The organism is Arthrobacter monumenti (genome assembly GCF_054511255.1).
Genome location: NZ_JBTNCY010000001.1, coordinates 399,901 through 420,261, shown reverse-complemented (window position 1 = coordinate 420,261; position 20,361 = coordinate 399,901). Strand labels below are relative to the sequence as shown.

Sequence of the window (20,361 nt, the reverse complement as noted above, 5' to 3'; positions counted from 1 at the left end):
ACGGCAAGCCTGCTTACTATTTCATAACATTTTGGCCTCAATGTGAAGACCTGTGCGCATGCGTTGCGTCACGGACCTTGACCAGCGTGCGCAAGTTGCGGGTCGTCGTCGTACGTTTGTACGTTGCTTTGGCGGTCAATTTGCTGATTTCAGAGTCCAGTGTTCTCCCGACTGGTACCTGCCAGGACATCGCTTCGGCGCCGAGGCGATACTGCTGCGCATTCGCTTCGCCGCCGGCTGCCTGGTACAACTCATCCAGCATTTCGATATCGGACGAGAGGGTGATGTAGGCATGCCTCTCCTTCGAGTCCGCCGGATACGGGCACGCTTCGACCAGTTCGGCCACCCTCTCCGCTGTCAGAACGACCACCCATGCGTCGTAGCCGAAGTTGTCCCGCAGGCAGGTCTCGATCATGTCCTTGACCTCGTCCGATCCGGCTTTGGAGGCGCAAAGGATATTGCCGGTGGCCAGCAAGGTGGACACGTCCTGCAGGGGCAACGAAGCCAGGGCCTTTCTCAGATCGGCCATCTTGATGTTGATCCCGCCGACGTTGATTCCCCGCAAAAACACCGCGTAAGTGGTCATGTCTGAAAGCGTAGCGGCCTATACCGACATTTCCCGCTGGGCGGCAGGAGCGATCCGCTGTGCACGGAGCAGCAGGGCGGCCGAGGGTGTCACCTTGCCGTTCAGATAGGTGGAAAGACGCGAAGCGGATGTCCCGAGTCGCTCTGCGAATTGCGCTCTCGTCATGCCGGATTCCTGGAACGCGGCCCGCATGGCGCCAGCTGCGGCTTTCTTATCCAGTTCGTCCTCATCCTTCACGGCTTCATCGAGAATCCGCGCGAGTACGGCCGCTATCGAAATGTCTTCGGCCACCGCGATGACTTCCCGCAGTTCTCCCGCTACTTTTCCGCGCGGATTGATCCGTACAGCATGGGTTATGCGGCGCCATTCGGGTACTGCACCCCGATCGACAGCAGCCAGCAGACCTTCGAATCCCCAGTTTTCAACCGGATCCTGGGGCGAAACGTTCAGGTTGCGGAACTTCAAACTCATGGCAGTTCCCCGTGCTTCACGATTTCTGCGGCCAGTGTCTGACATACCTCGACCACACTGTTCCAGTCATGCCAGCGAGGTTCCAGGCCCTTGTACTCGGGAAGTTGATTCGTGGTGCGGGAGTCTTTGGGCCGTGGAAGTCCAAGCTGCCGTACTATCTGGGACACGACCGCGATGCCGTCCCGGTTCTGGCCTGCATAGAACTCGTCGATTCTGGATAAGACTCCTGCGGCATGCGGAATTCCCATCCGCTCTGCGAGCCCGACGACATCAAGATAGTCCCGGGTCTGGTTCCTTTTGGTAACCAAAAACGCCTTGATCCGGAGTGTTTCTTCCAGAGTTGGCACCCGGATGGTGCCGCCGGAGGAAATCTCAATCCGGGTTACCTCAAGGGGCTGCAGCCGGATCAATTGACGAATTCCGGTCTCGATCCCGCCAAGCTCGCCGAGGATGATTTTGCCGTAGGTGGTCCGATTCGTCGCCCATGCGCTATCGGACTCAAGAGCATCAAGCACCATGTCGTACCTGTCGCGCAGCTTGGCTAGGACGTGGTCATGGTCATAGGACGCCCGGTGGTGCGCATAATAGGCCGCGGCCGAACCGCCGACGAGGATTGCGTCGGGGACGAGTTCCTGCAGCCTTGCTGCAGATTCGAGGACTTTTACAAGATCCGGATGTACGTCACCCATTCAAGGATTGTATCAAATCTGATAACGTTATGCCCCTTCACGGGGACGCCCTTGCTGAGTAAGTCAGGCCGCACCTCTGCCGGGGACGACGGACGGCCGGGTAGTGGTCGACCGTCGTACCGGCGGAAGGGAAAGCTGTTAGTCGTGTTTTTCGCGCAGCTCAGGCGGGAGGTAGGCTTCCATAGCGCTTGCCGGGATGCGGAAGGAACGGCCGAAATGCACGGATGGCAGCTCGCCGGAATGGACCTTCCGGTAGACCGTCATTCTGGAAACGCGCAGTGCCTCCGCAACCTCGTCGACGGTCAGCAGTTCCACCCCGTGGAACACTTTATTCACCGCGTCGGAAGGTTTGGGACTGTGGCTTGGCTTCCGATGGTGTGGATGTGATGATTCGGCACTCATGATGTCTCCCGACTCGCTCGCCCTATCGGTCCGGCCGATAGCGTATGTCTAGGAATAGTCGTCAGAGCTTGGGGTTTCCTTGTTACTGGCGTTAATAGGGATACTCAGCGTCGTAGAAGCGCTACGGCCCGCGGATGCGCCTACCGCTGGTGGATGATGCGCCTACCAGCGGTAGATTCTGTCCAGAATGTCGTGCCGAGGGGCCTGCACGGGACCGGGGTACGTCACCACAACCGGCACGTCGTCCGGACCCCGGCCTTCCAGCATCGTGAAGCCATCGATCTTCTGGCTGGTGACGTTCGGTGACTGTTTCCGCATTACTTGTTCGCAGCGTTGCAGGTCGCGTTCGTTCTCCGCTGTCCACACCAAATATTGAATGCCGACCGAGCCGAGCCAATGGTGCGTCCGTTTACCCATTTCGCGCAGGTATAGCTGGTAGCCATCGGGGCTGACCAGCAGTGCGGCACTTTCGTTCCGGACCGTCGCCTCCAGCCCTAGGAGCTCTTCGTAGAAGGGGACCGACCGGTCAAGACTGACTACGAACATCACTGCTGAGGCGAGCTTCAGCCGCGGCCTCGTCGGCCCGTCCCGTGTGGCAGATTGGCTCGGCGTGTCCGGCGTCATTGGTGGCCATCTCCATAGGATTCATAGTGCGTTCTGAGCCAGTGCAGGACCTTCCAGGTGATCCCTGCTGCCGCGATGAGTACTCCGATAAGACTGAGAGTGGCTGTGGAGAGTGCCATTCCGGCAATAAGTACAGCGGCGCCGATGCCGATCAGGAGCAGCCCGAGAATGAGTGACTCTTTTGCAGGTCTCGTGCTGCCGGGTGGCTTGGTGCTACCGCGCGGCCAGAACGAGGCCGCTAACTCCGGATCCTCGGCGGTAAGCTGCTCCTCCAGGTAAGCCAGCTCTTGACGCTCATGTTCAGACAAAGGCACAAATCTCGACCTGCCAATCGTGACTTTTAAGGTCCAGCATCGTTGCCGGATAAATAAACCATCGTGCGGGTGGTCATTTCCATTCTCCCACCGGTACAATGCCCGGGGGACGGGAATGTAGCCAATATCACACATCCTATATGGTGCAGGACAGGGCCGCCATCGGTAATATGAGAAGTACGTAGGGGAGTATCCCGCAGCACTGCAACCGTCAACACGTCAGGCGATAAGCCTCACCGAGTGCAGGGTGCCGGTGTTTCGATGCTGGTGGAGAGACTTACAGCTCATCCACAGCTCTCTCGAAAGCCGGTTGACATGACTGTTTCTCCATTCGTCTGGTCGCTCACCATTGCGTTGATCCTCGCGTTGCTGGCGTACGACTTCTTCTTCCACATCCGCAAGGCACACGTCCCCACCTTGAAGGAAGCGGCCGTCTGGTCCGCCGCCTACGTCGGGATCGCGCTGCTTTTCGGCGTCGCGGTACTCATCTTCGGCGGAGCCACACTGGGTGCCGAATACTTCGCCGGTTATGTGACCGAGAAAGCACTCTCTGTCGATAACCTGTTCGTTTTCCTGATCATCATCGCCAGCTTCAAGGTACCGAGGGAGGACCAGCAAAAGGTACTTCTGATCGGCATCGTTTTCTCGCTCATTGCCCGGACCGGGTTCATTTTCCTTGGCGCCGCCCTGATCAACACTTTAGCGTGGGTGTTCTACATCTTCGGCCTCATTCTGCTGGTAACTGCGGGGAACATGCTCAAACCCCAGAGCGAAGAGAGCCACAAGGCAGACAATTTCATGATCCGCCTCGCCCGGAAAATGTTCCGCACCAGCGATGAGTACGACGGCGACAGGCTCTTCACCGTCGAAAATGGCAAACGCGTCATGACTCCGATGCTGTTGGTGATGGTCGCAATCGGCGGTACGGACATCCTGTTTGCGCTGGATTCGATTCCGGCGATCTTTGGCCTGACCCAGAACGTGTTCATCGTGTTCACTGCGACCGCGTTCTCGCTGCTCGGCCTGCGACAGCTCTACTTCCTGATTGACGGACTGCTGGACCGGCTCATTTACCTTTCCTATGGGCTGGCCGCCATCCTGGCATTCATCGGAACCAAACTGGTCCTGCACGCGCTGCATGAGAACACGCTGCCATTCATCAACGACGGTCAGTCGGTCCCGGTCGCGGAAATCAGCACCGGTCTGTCGCTGAGCGTGATCCTCAGCGTGCTGGCGGTAACGATCATTGCGTCCATCATGAGTCCGGCCGGCAAGGCCCAGACGGCAGTGTCCAACGCCCGCCGCCATGCGGAGAACTACCTGGATCTGTATTACACCACCGACCCGGCCGAGCGGGAGCGTGTCTACAACGCCCTGGCCAAGGAGGAGCAACACATTTCGACGATGGATCTCAAGTACCGCAACAAGGTCAAGGACATTGAAGTCATCAGAGAACGACGGCGGCAAGCGCACCGCGTGCACGAGGCCTACCTGGCGGGCAACCTCCCTGTCGAGTGACCCCGGCCCGCCCAGGTCAGCCCGCCGAACCTGAACGTAATGTGCGAGAGCTGTGGGTGCCTTCGCCGAGGCGGTACCTAAAGTGCAGAGGCAGTGGTTCCTTACCGTGCTTTCGCGCTAAGGGTTCAGGTTCGCGATGTGAACGCCGCCGAGTGGGGGGCTGACCCTACTCGATGGGAACGGGTGGGTGGCGGAGGAGCCGGCGAGTGAACGCACGCGGCCCGGGGCCGTTATTCGCCGGATTTGCGGAGCGCTTCGGTGAGGATCCGGGCGGAATTGCAGACGACGTCGGAATGCAGCCGTCCGGGCTGGCGGGTGAGCCGTTCAATCGGGCCCGAAATGGAAAGCGCCGCGATGACCCGCCCCGACGGTCCGCGCACAGGAGCCGAAACCGAGGCGACGCCGGGCTCGCGTTCGCCGAGGCTCTGTGCCCAACCGCGGCGGCGGACCCCGGCCAGGACGGTCGGCGTGAAGCGCGCGTTGGTAAGTCCTTCGAGCAATCGGTCGTGATCCTCCCAGGCGAGCAGCACCTGCGCGGCGGATCCGCCTTTCATGGACAGCTGAGTGCCGACGGGAATCGTATCCCGCAAGCCCACGGGCCGTTCGGCGGAGGCAACGCAGATCCGCGAATCACCCTGCCGGCGGAAGATCTGGGCGCTCTCGCCGGTCGCGTCGCGGAGCTGCAGCAGCACGGGCCCGGCGGCGGCGGTCAACCGGTCCTCGCCGGCGGCGGACGCGAGCTCCACCAGCCGGGTTCCGAGCACGAACCTCCCCTGGATGTCGCGGTTGACCAGCCGGTGATGCACCAAGGCCACGGCCAGCCGGTGCACGGTGGGCCGCGCCAGTCCGGTCGCCGTCACCAGTTGAGCCAACGACGCCGGCCCGGACTCGAGCGCGTCGAGCACCATGGCTGCTTTATCGATGACGCCGACTCCGCTAGAATTGTCCATAGACTGATATTGCCGTCTCAGATAATGAGATGCAAGTCCACACAGTGGCGCAGACACGCGCGGGTGCTGTTCAGTTGGTTTTACGTTCAGTTGGATTGAACACACATCAGGTGAAGGGAAGAGACCATGGATCCGGTCGTTCAAGGCAGCGCAAGCAAAACAGTAAAGACGCTGCCGGAAAAGGTATGGGCTGACCATATTGTGAGCAAGGGCGAGGACGGCAAGCCGGACCTGCTCTACATCGACCTCCACCTCCTCCACGAGGTCACGTCCCCGCAGGCCTTCGAGGGCCTCCGCCTGGCCGGCCGCGATCTGCGCCGCAAAGACCTCACCATCGCCACCGAGGACCACAACACTCCGACGCTGGAAATCGACAAGCCGATTGCGGATGCCACCAGCCGGACCCAGATCCACACCTTGCGCGCCAATGCCGAGGAGTTCGGTGTCCGCATCCACTCGCTGGGTGACGCGCAACAGGGGATCGTGCACATTATCGGCCCGCAGCTCGGCCTTACCCAGCCCGGCATGACGGTGGTCTGCGGCGACTCGCACACCTCCACCCACGGCGCTTTCGGCGCGTTGGCATTCGGCATCGGCACGTCCGAGGTCGAGCACGTGATGGCCACCCAGACCCTGCCATTGAAGCCGTTCAAGACGATGGCCATCACGGTCGAAGGGGACCTCAAGCCCGGCGTCTCCAGCAAGGACATCATCCTGGCCGTGATCGCGAAGATCGGCACCGGCGGCGGACAGGGCTACGTGCTCGAATACCGCGGCTCAGCCATCCGGGCGCTGTCCATGGAAGCCCGGATGACCATCTGCAACATGTCCATCGAGGCAGGCGCCCGTGCCGGCCTGATCGCTCCGGACGAGACCACCTTCGAGTATCTGAAGGGCCGCCCGCACGCTCCCGAGGGCGAGGACTGGGATGCCGCCGTCGAATATTGGAGGTCACTGACCACCGATGATGACGCCGTGTTCGACGCCGAGATCTTCCTCGACGCCAATGAGCTCGAGCCGTTCGTCACGTGGGGAACCAACCCCGGCCAGGGCGTTTCGCTCTCCGGCTCGGTCCCGTCCCCGGACGACTTCGCCGACGAGAACGACAAGGCCTCCTGCGAACGCGCGCTGACCTACATGGACCTGAAGGCCGGCACGCCGATGAAGGACATCCGCGTGGACACCGTCTTCCTCGGCTCCTGCACCAACAGCCGTGTCGAGGACCTGCGCCTCGCCGCCGACGTCATCCGCGGCCGCACGAAGGATCCGAAGGTCCGCATGATGGTCGTGCCCGGGTCCGCCCGTGTCCGTCTCGACGCGGAGGCCGAAGGACTGGACCAGGTATTCAAGGATTTCGGCGCGGAATGGCGTTTCGCCGGCTGTTCGATGTGCCTGGGCATGAACCCGGACCAGCTGCAGCCGGGGGAGCGGTGCGCATCGACGTCGAACCGTAACTTTGAAGGCCGCCAGGGCAAGGGCGGCCGCACCCACTTGGTTTCTCCGGTGGTCGCCGCGGCGACGGCGGTGCGCGGCACCTTGAGTTCGCCGTCGGACCTGATGGATTACGACGACGGCGGCCCGGGCGGCAGCGTGGGATCCGGCAGCCATGTGGCTGAGCCGGGCAGTGTCAACGCCGACGAAGCAGCGCAGAAAGTGAGCCAGTAATGATTGAGAAAATCAACACCCACACAGGCATCGGCGTTCCGCTGCGCCAGTCCAATGTGGACACCGACCAGATCATTCCGGCCGTGTACCTCAAGCGGATCACGCGGACCGGCTTCGAGGACGCGCTCTTCGCCAGCTGGCGGAAGGATCCGGAATTCATCCTCAATAAAGAGCCGTTCAACAAGGGTTCCGTGCTGGTGGCCGGGCCGGATTTCGGCACCGGGTCATCGCGCGAGCACGCAGTCTGGGCGCTGAAGGACTTCGGCTTCAAGGCGGTGCTGGCATCGCGGTTTGGCGACATCTTCCGCGGCAACTCCGGCAAGCAGGGGCTCGTCACAGCGCAGCTGCAGCAGGACGACATCGAACTGATCTGGAAGATCCTGCAGGAGGCCCCGGGCACGGAAATCACCGTCGACCTGGAGTCGCGCATGGTCACCTGCGGCAGCTTGGTCGCGCCGTTCGAGATCGACGAATATACCCGCTGGCGCCTGATGGAAGGGCTGGACGACATCAGCCTGACCCTGCGCGATGAGCAGGCGATCACGGACTTCGAGAACAAGCGGCCTTCTTTCAAGCCGAAGACGCTTCCCGCGAAGGTCCAGTAGCGCCTGGCCGGGTGCAGTAGTACGTTCGGGTTGCGGCCCGCCGCGGCACCGGGCGGATGTCGGCTGTTCTTGGGTAGGAGCGTCCGGCAGATGATAATAGTCCGCCGGAGCTGGCGATTCTGACCGTGAGTTAGAGTTGATAGCCGGCAGTTTTGATGGTTTCAGGTTCCATCCGCAGAGAGCGCCGACAATCTTCGGAAGGATCAGTACGCCAATGAGCGCGAGTACGACGTCGGAAACACCCGGCGCTGAAGGTGGTGCGGACGCTACGGTCGCCGGCGGATCGGCAGAAGCTACGGTTCCTGCCAACGCCGCCGCACGCACTTCAGCGATCGCTGCGGAAGTCCGTGGCGAGGCGGACCGCCGTCGTACGTTTGCTGTCATTTCGCACCCGGACGCCGGTAAATCCACGCTGACCGAGGCACTGGCCCTGCACGCGCGGGTGATCCAGGACGCCGGTGTTACGCACGGAAAGTCGAGCCGCCACAGCACGGTGTCCGACTGGATGGGCATGGAGCAGGAACGCGGGATCTCCATCAGCTCGGCGGCGCTGCAGTTTGAGCACCGCGACACTGTCCTGAACCTCGTCGACACTCCCGGTCACGCCGACTTTTCCGAGGACACGTACCGGGTTCTCGCCGCCGTCGACTGCGCCGTCATGCTCATCGATGCCGCCAAAGGATTTGAACCGCAGACACTCAAGCTGCTCGACGTCTGCAAGCAGCGCGGTTTGCCGATCGTGACCGTGATTAACAAGTGGGACCGGCCGGGACACGATGCGCTCGGGCTGATCGACGAGATCGGTGAACGCACCTCGATGGTCCCAGTGCCGCTGACCTGGCCTGCAGGGATCGCCGGCAGTTTCGAGGGCCTGATCGACATCCGCGAGGGCCTTTCCCTGAAGCTCGAGGCGGTCGAGGGCGGCGCGCTGCCGGCCCGCGAAGACCCGGTGAATGCCTCCGAACTGGATGCCACGGAAGCCGAGTTATGGGAAACTGCGGAAGAGACGGCCGATCTGGTGGTTTCCTCGCACGGCGGATTCGACCGGGATGCGTTCCGGGCCGCCGAACTGACGCCCGTGCTGTTTACCGCGGCCGCGCGCAACTACGGTGTGCGGCAGTTGCTTGACGTCCTGGTGGAGCTGGCGCCGCCGGCCGTGGCAAGGACCTCGAGCGACGGCGACGTCCGGGATGTCGACGGCGATTTCTCCGGCTTTGTTTTCAAGGTCCAGTCCGGCCAGAACGCCTCGCACCGCGACCATATTGCCTTCATGCGCATCTGTTCCGGGGTGTTCGAGCGCGGCATGGTGATCAACAACGCCCGCACCGATAAGCCGTTCGCGACAAAGTACGCGCATCGGGTTGTGGGACGGACCCGCCAGGCACTGGAGACGGCGTGGCCCGGCGACGTCGTTGGCCTGGTTAACGCCGCAAGTCTCCGGGTCGGCGACAGCCTGTACCGGGGGATGCCGGTCGAGTTTGCCGGGATCCCGCACTTCGCTCCCGAACACTTCGTCGTTTGCCGGGCCACTGATCCCGGACGGTACAAACAGTTCCGGCGGGGGATCGGGCAATTGGAGCACGAAGGCGTTGTCCAGGTGTTCCGTTCGGACCTGCGCGGAGATCAAGCACCGGTGCTGGCCGCCGTCGGGCCTCTGCAGTTTGAAGTTGCCGAGCAGCGCATGCGGGAGGAGTTCCGCGCTCCGGTCAGGCTCGAGTCGATGGAATACACCTTGATCCGGCGTGTAACGGAGGGCGTGGACACCGCGCCGCAGGCCTTCCGCGGCGGCGAGATCCTGTACCGCGGCGATGGAGAAGCCGTCGCGGTCTTCGCCGACCGGTACAAGATTGCCCACTTCAAGGAGTCGCACCCAAAGGCAACGCTGACCGCGATCGGCTCTTGAGCTGACGGCTATCGGCTCTTGAGCTGACGGCTACCGGTTCTTGACCGGACCGGCAATGCGGTAGGACTCCTGGAGCAGTTCCAGGAGTTCGTCGTCGGGAACCTTGTCGAGCCGGATGAGGACCAGCTGCTGCGAGCGTTCGTGGTGCGGCGTCCAGTAGTAGATGTCCGGCGCGGTCGCGGCCAGGGCATCGCGCTCGTCGGATTTCACAGTGAGTACGCCTTCGTCCCAGATCCGCGCCATCAGCGTGCGCGCGAACCAGGCAGGCTGCCCCCAACTGGGACGCTCAGTGACGCCGGCCATGGCCAGGCAGCTGCGGCGGACATCGTCCTCGGTTGCCATCGCGCCTCTCGGGGGTGCCCGGTCGCCTTACGGAACCATGCTGGCGGCAGCGGGCTCGAGCCCGCGCAGACCCTTGGCGCCGAGTACCGAGGGGTTCCGCTGCAGAAACGCCAGTCTGGCGGCGTCGGCGTTATGCAGTACCTTCAACGCCGGGCAGAGCGGCAGCATGCCCGGAATCTCGATGGTGACGGTGTCGTCGGGCCGGCCGGCGCGGTCATCCCGGTTGAACCGGTCTCCTGACACCTCGTCGGCGACGACCTTGCGGAAATCGTCGGCGCACAGTTCCTGCAGATAGCCCAGCGCATCCTCTTCGATGTGCCGGGCTTTGCGGAGATTGACGACGACGGGCATGCCACCGGAGAGGTGACGTGCGCGGCGGATAATAGGTAGCAGGGCGTCGCAACCGTGATAGGTCAGGCACCCGCGTACTTCGACAGAAGCACAGTTGAGATCAATATTGAAACGAACAAGAACGCGAAGCTTATGTTCCACGCGGCGCTCCCCCAAGGAAGTAGTGCAAAGAGGCGATCTACATCACCTGAGTGAGAGATTACACACACTGTTTTGTTACTGTCGAGTACTATTGCCGGCGTGACTTCCGCTACCCTGTTTACACCCTGCGGAGGCATGGATCCGCACAGGAATGCGGATACCGCACGTTCACCTGGCTGTAAACGCCGGGACACGTGCTCCGGTTATTTCGGAATGGTTACAGGTCCTCTTACACTTGGAGGAGTCTCTCAGCAGTCCGGGACGGATTTTATCTAGGAAACAGGTGTTCATGAGTAGTGTCTTAACCGTTCGCGGCGGCGTGCCGCTCGCGGGCCGTGTCGAGGTCCGCGGAGCCAAGAACTTGGTTCCGAAGGCTATGGTGGCCTCGCTGCTCGGCTCCGAACCTTCAATCCTGCGCAACGTTCCGGAAATCAAAGATGTCGACGTCGTCACCAACCTGCTGAAACTCCACGGTGTCGAAGTCGCGAAAGACGCAGTTACCGGCGATCTGTCGCTCGACCCGGTCAACGCGAAGACGGCCAGCACAGCCGACATTGATGCGCACGCTGGTGACTCCCGGATTCCGATCCTGTTCTGCGGCCCGCTGATCCACAGCATCGGCGAAGCCTTCATCCCGGACCTGGGCGGCTGCAAAATCGGCGACCGGCCCATCGACTTCCATCTGGACGTTCTGCGCCGGTTTGGCGCCGTCGTCGAAAAGCTCCATACCGGAATCCACATTTCTGCTCCCAAAGGGCTCAAGGGTGCAAAGCTGTCGCTGCCCTACCCGTCGGTCGGAGCAACCGAGCAGGTACTGCTGACCGCCACCCGCGCGGAAGGCATCACCGAGCTGCGCGGCGCCGCCATGGAGCCCGAGATCATCGACCTGATTGCCGTGTTGCAGAAGATGGGTGCGCTCATCACCGTGCAGACCGACCGCACGATCAGGATTGAAGGCGTTGCCCAGCTCTCCGGCTACAAGCACCGGGCGCTGCCGGACAGGATTGAATCGGCATCGTGGGCCTCGGCCGCGCTGGTGACCCGCGGGGACATTTACGTCCACGGCGCCAGGCAGACCGACATGATGACCTTCCTGAACACGTATAAGAAGATCGGTGGCGCCTTCGACATCGACGACGAAGGCATCCGGTTCTACCACCCCGGCGGCAAGCTTTCCCCGCTGGTGCTCGAAACCGATGTCCACCCCGGCTTCATGACCGACTGGCAGCAGCCGCTCGTCGTCGCACTCACGCAGGCCGAAGGCGTCTCGATCGTGCACGAGACCGTGTATGAGAACCGGTTCGGCTTCACGGATGCGTTGGTGCGCATGGGCGCGAATATCCAGGTCCACCGCGAATGCCTCGGATCCGGCGAGTGCCGTTTCGGCCAGCGCAACTTCCTGCACTCGGCGGTCATCTCCGGCCCGGCTCAGCTCAGCGGCACGGATATCGACATTCCGGACCTGCGCGGCGGCTTCAGCCACCTGATTGCAGCCCTCGCCGCCACCGGAACTTCACGCGTGACCGGCATCGACATCATCAACCGGGGGTACGAGCGTTTTCCGCAGAAGCTTGCGGCTCTGGGCGCGGACTTTGATCTGACCGACAGCTGAGCGGAGCGCGTCCTTAATGACCCCCACGATCCGCAACACTTTCCGGGTGCTGGCGTACGTTTTGCGACCGCTGATCAATCTCCTGCTCGGTAAGAAGTGGTCGGGGGCGGAGAACCTCCCGAAGGATCAGGGTTTCATCATCTGCCCCAACCATGTCACCGAAATCGACCCCGTCGTCGTCGGGCACTTCATTTACAACCAAGGGGTCCTGCCGCACTTTCTGGCCAAGGAGTCGCTGTTCAAGGTTCCGGTCTTCGGAGCGGCATTGCGCGGCTCCAAGCAGATTCCGGTGTACCGGGGGAGTGTCGGCGCGCAGGAGTCGTTGCAGGTGGCCAAGGAAGTGCTGGACGACGGCGGCGGGATCATCATCTATCCCGAGGGCACCTTGACGCGGGATCCGGATTACTGGCCGATGCAGGGCCGCACCGGTGCCGCCAGGCTCGCCCTGGAGACCGGCGCGCCGGTGGTGCCGATTGCACATTGGGGCGCGCAGCAGTTGTTTCCGCGCTACGCCAAGCGGCTCTACCCCTTCCCGCGCAAGACCGTGCGGCTGCTGGCGGGCAAGCCGGTGGACCTATCCGCTTTTGCCGACCGGCCGCTGGATAAAGCAACGCTTCAGGAAGCCACCGACGTCATTCTGGATGCCATCACAGCCCTGCTGTCGGAACTGCGCGGCGAGCCGGCTCCGGCCGAACGCTGGGACCCGAAGAACAAAAACCAAACGCCGTATGGCAGGGTAATCACCAGAACGGCTGAGAAGATAGAGAACGATAAGACGTCGAAGGATCCAGGGAGCACTGCATGAAGCCCGCACCACAGACGATTGCCGTACTGGGCGCAGGCTCTTGGGGTACAACATTCGCCAAGATCGTCGCCGACTGCGGCGCACCGTTCGACCGTCAGATCCGCCTCTGGGGCAGGCGTCCGGAAGTAGTCTCCGAGATCAACACCGGACACCAGAATTCGCAGTACCTTCCTGGTATCGACCTGCCGGAAAACATCACCGCCTCGACCGACATCGGCTGGGTCCTGACCGGCGCCGAACTGGTCGTCCTGGCCGTTCCGGCGCAGTCGCTGCGCGGTCAGCTTCCGGCCTGGGCGCCTTACTTGAGCAGTTCCGCCGTCGTCGTCTCCCTGATGAAGGGGCTTGAGGTCGGCACCGATGCGCGGATGAGCGAAGTCATCAAGGCGGAGCTGGGCCTGGCGGACGAGCGCGTCGTCGTCGTCTCCGGACCCAACCTGGCCAAGGAGATTGCCCGCGAGGAGCCGACAGCATCCGTGGTGGCCTGCACCGACCATGACGTCGCCTGCTGGGCCGCCGAACTGTGCACCACTCCGTACTTCCGCCCGTACACGAACACTGACGTCGTTGGCGTGGAAATCGGCGGAATCGTCAAGAACATCATCGCGTTGGCCGTCGGCGTCTGCGAAGGCAAGCAGATGGGTGACAACACCAAGGCGTCGGTCATTACCCGCGGACTGGCTGAAACCACCAGGCTCGCGATTGCGCTCGGTGGGCATGCGGAAACCATGTCCGGCCTGGCTGGTCTCGGCGACCTGGTCGCGACCTGCTCGTCGCCGCTGTCGCGCAACCACACGGCCGGCCGGCTGCTCGGCAAAGGGTTGACGCTGGAGGAGGTAGCCGCGGAGATGACGCAGACCGCCGAGGGCATCAAATCCGCCCAGCCGGTCCTCGACGCAGCCCAGCAGCGGGGGATCGACATGCCTATTACCGAAGCGTTGTGTGCGGTGCTGCGGCGCGAGATTTCCGTCGACCAGCTCGGACCGCTGTTGCTGGCCCGGGAGCTGAAACACGAGGGTGTGCGGTGAGTGCGGCAACGCCTGCCGGTTCAACGCCGTCGGACTCCAACGGTCGGAAGCCGCGGGTCGCCGTGCTGTTCGGCGGCCGCTCCTCGGAGCATGCCGTTAGTTGCGTGACTGCCGCCGGTGTCCTCCAGTTCATTGACCGGGACAAGTACGACGTCGTCCCCGTCGGGATTGCCAAGAACGGCCAATGGTCGCTGGTCGCCGATGATCCTGCGCAGTGGTCGCTGTCGTCGGACACGCTGCCTGAGGTGACCGCGTCGGTGGAGTCGCTGACCGTGGGGCAGAGCCTGGACGACCGCCAGCTCGTCGCCGTGGCGCCGGAACAGATGCCGCGCCAACTGGGCGAGATCGACGTCGTGCTGCCGCTGCTGCATGGCCCGTTTGGCGAGGACGGCACCATCCAGGGACTTTTCGAGCTGGTGGACCTGCGCTATGTCGGGGCCGGCGTGCTGGCCTCGGCCGTGTCGATGGATAAGCACTTCATGAAGGTTATCTTCGAGTCGGTCGGCCTGAGCGTCGGCCCGTATGCCGTGATCACTGACAAGCAGTGGAACCGTGACGCCGAGGAGGCGATGAGCCGGACCGCAGGACTCGGGTTCCCGGTTTTCGTGAAGCCAGCGCGTGCCGGTTCGTCGGTGGGAATCAGCAAGGTCGCTTCGCGGGACGGCTTGCTTGCTGCGATTGAGGCAGCGCGTGAACATGACCCGAAGGTGCTGGTGGAAGCCGCCGTCGAGGGCCGGGAAATTGAATGTGCCGTGCTTGGCGGGCGGAACAGCTTCGATGCCCGGGCCAGCATGCCGGGGGAGATCGTCGTCGACCATGCCGGAGCCCACGAGTTCTACGACTTTGAAGCCAAGTATGTCGATGACACCGCTGCGGCGCTGACCTGCCCTGCCGATCTGCCCGACGAGGTTACCGAGCGGATCCGTATCCAGGCGGTGCAGGCATTCGATGCTGTGGAGGCGGAGGGGCTGTCCCGCGTGGACTTCTTCTACACCCCGGACGGGCAAGTGGTGGTCAACGAGATCAACACGATGCCCGGCTTCACGCCAACCTCGATGTATCCGCAGATGTGGGCCAAGTCCGGCATCGGCTATACAGAACTGATCGACGAACTCATTTATCTTGCCCTGAACCGGAAGACCGGCCTGCGCTGAGCTTGATCGTTCCGCTCGGGAGTAAAACAAGACCGTATGTGCCGCAAATCTCCGGATCAGCGTCGGTTTTACTCCCGGCGCGAACCAGACTGCGCAAAGAAAAACCGCCGCTCCCGCCCGAAGGCGGAAGCGGCGGTCCTCTTCACCAAGAATCAGGTCATGTCCTGGTTCCCAGTGGCTGTTGCCTTACTCTCCGGCGAGTGAGCGGCGGCGGACGGCGTAAGCAGCGCCGGCCACGGCCAGAAGGCCACCACCAAGGGCGATCATGCCCATCTCGTTTCCGCCATTGCCACCGTTGGTGGCAGCGGCGGTAACACCGGTGTCAGCGCCACCTGCGGGCATCATTTCCAGTGCACCACACAGAGCCGGTGCCGTTGCTGCCAGCGGCAGTTCGGGAACCAGGTTCGAGGGAGCACTGGCGGCTGCCTCGCTCAGGCCGGCAGGATCAATGCCGTGAACGACGATGACTCCGGTTCCTGCAGCCAAGGAGTCCTGGGTGGCCTGGCTCAGCTCGAAGGTCTCTTCGTAGGTGAATGCTGAACCGGAAGGAGCAACGCTGATGTCCGTGGCTGCTGCCGGGCTCTTGTCGGCATCGCCGAGGGACAGCGTGGTGCCGATTTCACCGTAGGAGGGCACACCTTCAACGGTGTCAACGATTCCGTCGCCGTTGGCATCATCGGCGGCGATGGTCGGGCAGGTTCCCTGCGCAGCGATGTGGATGTGCTGCACGTGTGGGAACGCGGCGTCGTTGAACGTCTCGGCCAATCCGGCAGCCTCAACCGTGACGGTCGCGGTGGAGCCCTCAACCGTGATCCAGGCACCGCCGCTGGCACCGGTCTCGTTGATGTCCTGGAACGTGGTGGAGTAGGTTCCCGTGGCATGGTCGGCCATGGCGGGCGCACCGGCCATGGCGGTCAGGCCCAGCGCGACGGCGGGGGCCAGCAGGAGTGTTTTCTTCATGTTCATAAACGCTTCTCCTCATGAGGTTTATGCGGCCCAAATCTTGGACGCACATGCAGGTAATGCGCGGTGGTCACCAGCGCTGACAAGCGATTGGATGTCGCTGCCCCGATGCTGATGGAGACACCTAATTCCCGAGCCTGCCACGCTCAAAGCCGGAGCGATATAGCAAGCGCACTGATTGTTACCGCGCCGTTACCAAACCCCCGCCGGGCCCGACCAAACAACGCCGGGCCTGAGCAAACCCCGCCGGGCCTGAGCAAGTCCCGCCGGGCCCGACCAAACAAGCCGGGCCCGACCAGACAATCCGGGAGAGTCAGACCTTCCTTGTGCCTCGAGTGCGCAACAACGCAGCAAGGCCGGCGATCAAGCCCAGTACACCGATACCGAGCGCAACCCACCCCAACGTCTGTCCCGTGGTATCCGTAGTTGACGTGGAGGCTGCCTCTGAGTTCGCCGTCGCGGATGCGGACTCGGACTCCGGTGCGTGGTGCCCGCCGGTGCCTTCCGAAGCGGTGGTAACGAAGGACGGGGCAGGGCTTTCGGGCTCTTCCTCGCCTTCAACGGCCGGCTCCGACCACTTGCGGACCTCTCCGTCGGTGTAATGCTGCGCGGTTGGCAGCATCACAGTTGTTCCTGCCTCCGGCAGCGTCCCTACCGAGATGGAAAACGTCTGGTACTGCTCCTGCTGGATCGCATTGCCATTCTCAGCGGTCCAGACGACGGCGGTAGGCGCCTCAGTCACTTTGGTGCCCTGGACCTCGACCGGCTTGGGCAGCTCGCCCGTGACGACCTTGGCCGTCCAGCCTGGAACCGGTTTGGCCCGGACTGAAGTGAACGGGGTGTCGGTGGGCAGTTCGACCTTTATTTTGTTGGTGCCGGCCGTTTCTGATTCATTAGGGACGCTGAAAGTCAGCTCCGTGTAGCCGCCCTCCGTTGTCGACTCGGGCGTGACCCCGACGTGGGCCGACGCAGCGCCGAGGCCGAAGGCCATCAGGGAGGCGGTGGCGACGATAACGGCCGCGGCCCTCTTAGTGCGGGATGTGGTGGTTTTTTGCATGACTGAATACCTTTCGTGGTGCCTGTAGGCACAAAATCCGGTGCGCGAACGCGCTATTTAGAGCTGGATAGTGCGCAGAAGCGGCGGGCCACGAAGTGGGTGGATCTTGAGCTGGCGCCACTGGACCGGCACGCGCCGGCCTGCGGGCGCCGGCCGCATGGGAGGTGTAAGGGCCGGAGCTTGCACTTCCGGCAGTTGGATGAGCGGGCGCAGCCAGGCCAATAATGCGAACAGTGCGGCCTCATTTTTTGCCAGTACGACGGCGGTGGCCACCGTGGCGAGGCAATGCGCACCGAGCATGACGGGGGAGCTCAACATGGCGGAGCCGAGCAGGGAGGGGGAGCTTCCGTGGGCCATGCCGTGGCCATGCGCCGCCATTCCCATGGAATGCGCCGGGCCGAGCAGAACGAACGCCTCATGCAGGATCACTTGGCCGATGCCCAGAACGGCCATCATGGCCGGCGTGGACACCTTGCGCGCCGTCAGGCCGGCAATTGGAAGGATGACTAATCCGGCGAGGAGCAGGAAGACGTCAGGTTTGGGCAAGCTACCGCCACCGAGAACGTGTGCGGCAGCCGCAAGGGCGATGGTGGAGGCGGCCATCACAGCGGTACGCGTCCGGCGGAACGGCGCAACTGCTGACTTCACGTTGCCCTCCTCCGCTCTCGCGTCCGCGCTTTTCCCGCTACCGGACTCAACTTCTACCTGCAGTAGAACCGTTTCCAGCCTACCCACTCTTCTGATGGTTATGGTCCCTTGTCGACGTTGGGAAATTCTGGCGCCAGCACAAGACCACATCCAGTATTCGAAGCCGGTCACCTCGCGGACTGCACTCACCCGTGGCGTTCCACACATTGCGTTCCTGCAACTTTGCAGTCATGCAATAATCTGCGAGAATGGTTGCGTGACTGAACTAATTTCGATGCCGCTACGCGAGCGCAAACGCGCCGAAACATGGACCGCGATTCATAACGCCGCGGCCGGAATGGCCCTCGGGAAAGGGTTGCAGACCGTGACGATCGAGGCGATCGCGGAGCAGGCCAACATCTCCGCGCGCACGTTCTTCAATTACTTCAGCACGAAGGAAGACGCGATCCTCGGCCTGCAGGAGCCAAGCATCGCAGACCACATCCGGAATGACTTCGCTATCACCGAGAGCCTTCTGGACAGCGTTTCCACGCTCCTGCTCACGGTTGCCCAGTCCACCTTTGGCGGGGACCGCGCCACCAGCCGCCGTTTCGAAGTCCTGGAGCAATATCCCGAACTCGTTCAGCGCCGGATCTCCTATATCAGCAAGGTCGAAACCCTGGTCACCGCTTTGGTTGAAGAGCGGCTGGAGGAATCGGCCGAATGGCGCGCCGGCATGGAGGATGTGCCTCCCCGCGAGATTGCGCTCGTCATGGTCCTGACCGCCAGCGCAGCGCTGCGATTCGCAATGAAGCAAGGAACGCCGTCGGAAACCGTCGCCCAGTTCGACGCCCTCGACCGCGCCGCCACCCTTTTTCAAAGAACGTTGAGGAAAGCCCTATGACCAGAACCCCCGCACTGGAGAAACCCACGCAAACACCCGCCAACACCACGCACGAAAAGTCGGGTCTGGTCCTGCTCTTCATCGGCCTCATGCTGTCGATGCTGCTCGCCTCACTGAGCCAGACGGTCCTCAGTACCGCCCTGCCCACCATGGTCGGCGAGCTCAACGGCGTCGACCAGATGCTGTGGGTAATGACCGCCTTCATCCTGGCGTCCACCATCATGATGCCGGTCTACGGCAAGATGGGCGATCTCATCGGCCGCAAGAGCCTGTTGATCATCGCCATCGTGCTGTTCATGGCCGGGTCCATCGTCGGCGGCCTGGCCGGAAATATGTCCTGGCTGATTGTTGGCCGGGTCATTCAGGGTCTCGGTGGGGGTGGGCTGATCATCCTGTCGCAGGCCATCATTGCCGACGTCGTTCCGGCCCGTGAACGCGGAAAGTACATGGGCATCATGGGTGGCGTTTTCGCCGTCTCTTCGGTGGCCGGACCGCTGCTGGGCGGCTGGTTCACGGAAAGCATCGGCTGGCGCTGGACGTTCTGGATCAACCTTCCCCTTGGCGTGCTGGCCCTGCTGGCCGCGGTTTTCTTCCTGCACCTGCCCACGGGCAGCAACTCCCGGCCGCGCGTCGACTTTGGCGGTATGGCTCTGTTGGCCATTGCGACGACGGCGCTCGTCCTCGCCGCGTCCTGGGGCGGCAGCGAACACGCGTGGCGATCGCCCGTCATTCTCGGCCTGCTGGCTCTCACAGCGATTGCGGCCGTCCTGTTTGTCCTGGTGGAACGCCGCGCGGCCGAGCCGATCATTTCGATGCACCTGTTCAAGGAACGCAACTTCATCCTCACCACGGGCGCCGGCCTGCTGATCGGCGTCGCGATGTTCGGCGTCCTCGGCTACATGCCCACCTACATCCAGATGGTCACGGGCATATCCGCTACCCAGGCCGGATTCGTGATGATCCCGATGATGCTGATGCTGCTCATTACCTCGACGGCTTCCGGGTTCGTCATCAGCAAGACCGGCCGGTACAAGTGGATGCCGATCACGGGCGCGGGCGTCCTGGCCGTGGCCCTGGTGCTGCTGTCGACGCTGCAGGTTCAGACGGACCTATGGGTGCTGTGCGTGTTCCTCGGCGTGATGGGCTTCGGTCTTGGGCTGAGCATGCAGGTCCTGGTGCTGATTGTGCAGAACACCTTTCCGAACTCGCAGGTCGGAACCGCGACGGCGTCGAACACCTATTTCCGGCAGATCGGCGCCTCACTCGGGGCGGCCGTGGTCGGAAGCCTCTTTACCACGCGGCTGACCTCGCTTTTGGTTGAGCGCATGCCCTCCGGTGCATCGGGCGCGACCGGTGGGCCCGAAAGCCTGACGCCGGGCGTGGTTCACGGACTGCCCGAGGCTCTGCGCGTGCCCATCATCGAGTCCTATAACGACGCGCTGGCGCCGCTGTTCCTCTACATGGTTCCACTTGCGGTTATCGCCGTGGCGCTCCTTTGCCTGGTCAAAGAGGTTCCGCTTGCGACGACGATCCAGCGTGACGCTCCAGGAAAGTCACCGCTCGACGACGACCGGAATAGCGCCGTCGAAGTCGATGCGGCTGCCCCGGATGTCCGGCCCGAGCGAGTCGACGCGCCGGTAAGCTAACCGGCAA

Annotated in this window: 22 protein-coding genes; 10 read left to right on the top strand and 12 right to left on the bottom strand. The window is 62.8% G+C overall.

The features are described from left to right. Positions 1–37: 37 nt before the first annotated feature. From ACX80B_RS02030 to ACX80B_RS02005, 6 genes are all read right to left on the bottom strand, one after another. On the bottom strand, positions 38–586 hold the full coding sequence (locus ACX80B_RS02030; protein WP_459292505.1) for a DUF1697 domain-containing protein: 549 nt from the start codon (positions 584–586) through the stop codon (positions 38–40). Positions 587–604: 18 nt separating this feature from the next. Further along, the gene (locus ACX80B_RS02025) at positions 605–1,057 is read right to left on the bottom strand and encodes a helix-turn-helix domain-containing protein (RefSeq protein ID WP_459292503.1); all 453 of its coding nucleotides are present in this window, start codon (positions 1,055–1,057) and stop codon (positions 605–607) included. Next, positions 1,054–1,746 (bottom strand): hypothetical protein, encoded by a 693-nt coding sequence (locus ACX80B_RS02020; RefSeq protein ID WP_459292501.1) that lies wholly within the window; start codon positions 1,744–1,746, stop codon positions 1,054–1,056. The genes ACX80B_RS02025 and ACX80B_RS02020 overlap by 4 nt, the downstream gene beginning before the upstream one ends. Before the next feature lie 138 nt (positions 1,747–1,884). Further along, positions 1,885–2,148, bottom strand: a complete 264-nt coding sequence (locus tag ACX80B_RS02015) for a helix-turn-helix domain-containing protein (protein WP_459292499.1) — start codon at positions 2,146–2,148, stop codon at positions 1,885–1,887. Positions 2,149–2,310: 162 nt separating this feature from the next. Beyond that, positions 2,311–2,772: a VOC family protein gene (locus ACX80B_RS02010; RefSeq protein WP_459292497.1), complete on the bottom strand. Its 462-nt coding sequence runs from the start codon at positions 2,770–2,772 to the stop codon at positions 2,311–2,313. Further along, the gene (locus ACX80B_RS02005) at positions 2,769–3,080 is read right to left on the bottom strand and encodes a DUF3040 domain-containing protein (RefSeq protein ID WP_459292495.1); all 312 of its coding nucleotides are present in this window, start codon (positions 3,078–3,080) and stop codon (positions 2,769–2,771) included. Before ACX80B_RS02005 ends, ACX80B_RS02010 begins: the two co-directional genes overlap by 4 nt. A 321-nt stretch (positions 3,081–3,401) precedes the next feature. Here ACX80B_RS02005 and ACX80B_RS02000 point away from each other — a divergent pair, with 321 nt between their 5' ends. Further along, the gene (locus ACX80B_RS02000; RefSeq protein WP_459292494.1) at positions 3,402–4,604 is read left to right on the top strand and encodes a TerC family protein; all 1,203 of its coding nucleotides are present in this window, start codon (positions 3,402–3,404) and stop codon (positions 4,602–4,604) included. A gap of 230 nt (positions 4,605–4,834) precedes the next feature. On the opposite strand, the gene ACX80B_RS01995 is transcribed toward ACX80B_RS02000, so the two are convergent. Beyond that, positions 4,835–5,554, bottom strand: a complete 720-nt coding sequence (locus ACX80B_RS01995; protein WP_459292492.1) for an IclR family transcriptional regulator — start codon at positions 5,552–5,554, stop codon at positions 4,835–4,837. A 126-nt stretch (positions 5,555–5,680) separates the two neighbouring features. Here ACX80B_RS01995 and leuC point away from each other — a divergent pair, with 126 nt between their 5' ends. From leuC to ACX80B_RS01980, 3 genes are all read left to right on the top strand, one after another. Then, positions 5,681–7,219: a 3-isopropylmalate dehydratase large subunit gene (gene leuC / locus ACX80B_RS01990; RefSeq protein ID WP_459292490.1), complete on the top strand. Its 1,539-nt coding sequence runs from the start codon at positions 5,681–5,683 to the stop codon at positions 7,217–7,219. 2 nt (positions 7,220–7,221) lie between these two features. Then, positions 7,222–7,824: a 3-isopropylmalate dehydratase small subunit gene (leuD, locus tag ACX80B_RS01985; protein ID WP_459292857.1), complete on the top strand. Its 603-nt coding sequence runs from the start codon at positions 7,222–7,224 to the stop codon at positions 7,822–7,824. A 214-nt stretch (positions 7,825–8,038) separates the two neighbouring features. After that, complete coding sequence (locus tag ACX80B_RS01980; protein ID WP_459292488.1) at positions 8,039–9,727, top strand: peptide chain release factor 3; 1,689 nt, start codon at positions 8,039–8,041, stop codon at positions 9,725–9,727. 30 nt (positions 9,728–9,757) lie between these two features. On the opposite strand, the gene ACX80B_RS01975 is transcribed toward ACX80B_RS01980, so the two are convergent. Together ACX80B_RS01975 and ACX80B_RS01970 are read right to left on the bottom strand one after the other, a co-directional pair. Continuing rightward, positions 9,758–10,069, bottom strand: a complete 312-nt coding sequence (locus ACX80B_RS01975; RefSeq protein ID WP_459292486.1) for an MmcQ/YjbR family DNA-binding protein — start codon at positions 10,067–10,069, stop codon at positions 9,758–9,760. Between the two features lie 27 nt (positions 10,070–10,096). Then, positions 10,097–10,561 (bottom strand): hypothetical protein, encoded by a 465-nt coding sequence (locus ACX80B_RS01970; protein ID WP_459292484.1) that lies wholly within the window; start codon positions 10,559–10,561, stop codon positions 10,097–10,099. Between the two features lie 289 nt (positions 10,562–10,850). Between ACX80B_RS01970 and murA the strand changes: the two genes are divergently transcribed. From murA to ACX80B_RS01950, 4 genes are read left to right on the top strand one after another with little or no spacing between them, the layout of a single operon-like run. Next, complete coding sequence (gene murA / locus ACX80B_RS01965; protein WP_459292482.1) at positions 10,851–12,173, top strand: UDP-N-acetylglucosamine 1-carboxyvinyltransferase; 1,323 nt, start codon at positions 10,851–10,853, stop codon at positions 12,171–12,173. Between the two features lie 16 nt (positions 12,174–12,189). Next, entirely contained in the window at positions 12,190–12,978 is a 789-nt protein-coding gene (locus tag ACX80B_RS01960; protein WP_459292480.1) for a lysophospholipid acyltransferase family protein, read from the top strand. Further along, a complete protein-coding gene (locus ACX80B_RS01955) occupies positions 12,975–14,003 on the top strand; it encodes an NAD(P)H-dependent glycerol-3-phosphate dehydrogenase (protein ID WP_459292478.1) in 1,029 nt (342 codons plus the stop codon). The genes ACX80B_RS01960 and ACX80B_RS01955 overlap by 4 nt, the downstream gene beginning before the upstream one ends. Beyond that, entirely contained in the window at positions 14,000–15,157 is a 1,158-nt protein-coding gene (locus ACX80B_RS01950) for a D-alanine--D-alanine ligase family protein (RefSeq protein WP_459292476.1), read from the top strand. The genes ACX80B_RS01955 and ACX80B_RS01950 overlap by 4 nt, the downstream gene beginning before the upstream one ends. A gap of 186 nt (positions 15,158–15,343) precedes the next feature. Here the strand turns inward: ACX80B_RS01950 and ACX80B_RS01945 are convergent, their stop codons facing one another. From ACX80B_RS01945 to ACX80B_RS01935, 3 genes are all read right to left on the bottom strand, one after another. Beyond that, positions 15,344–16,117, bottom strand: a complete 774-nt coding sequence (locus ACX80B_RS01945; protein WP_459292474.1) for a hypothetical protein — start codon at positions 16,115–16,117, stop codon at positions 15,344–15,346. A 316-nt stretch (positions 16,118–16,433) separates the two neighbouring features. Next, positions 16,434–17,177: a YcnI family copper-binding membrane protein gene (locus ACX80B_RS01940; RefSeq protein ID WP_459292472.1), complete on the bottom strand. Its 744-nt coding sequence runs from the start codon at positions 17,175–17,177 to the stop codon at positions 16,434–16,436. 57 nt (positions 17,178–17,234) lie between these two features. After that, a complete protein-coding gene (locus tag ACX80B_RS01935) occupies positions 17,235–17,825 on the bottom strand; it encodes a hypothetical protein (protein WP_459292470.1) in 591 nt (196 codons plus the stop codon). Positions 17,826–18,081: 256 nt separating this feature from the next. On the opposite strand from ACX80B_RS01935, the gene ACX80B_RS01930 reads away from it, so the two are divergent. Both ACX80B_RS01930 and ACX80B_RS01925 read left to right on the top strand, forming a co-directional pair. Then, positions 18,082–18,708, top strand: coding sequence for a TetR/AcrR family transcriptional regulator (locus ACX80B_RS01930; RefSeq protein ID WP_459292468.1), 627 nt, complete (start codon positions 18,082–18,084; stop codon positions 18,706–18,708). Next, a complete protein-coding gene (locus ACX80B_RS01925) occupies positions 18,705–20,354 on the top strand; it encodes an MDR family MFS transporter (RefSeq protein ID WP_459292466.1) in 1,650 nt (549 codons plus the stop codon). The genes ACX80B_RS01930 and ACX80B_RS01925 overlap by 4 nt, the downstream gene beginning before the upstream one ends. Positions 20,355–20,361 lie beyond the last annotated feature (7 nt).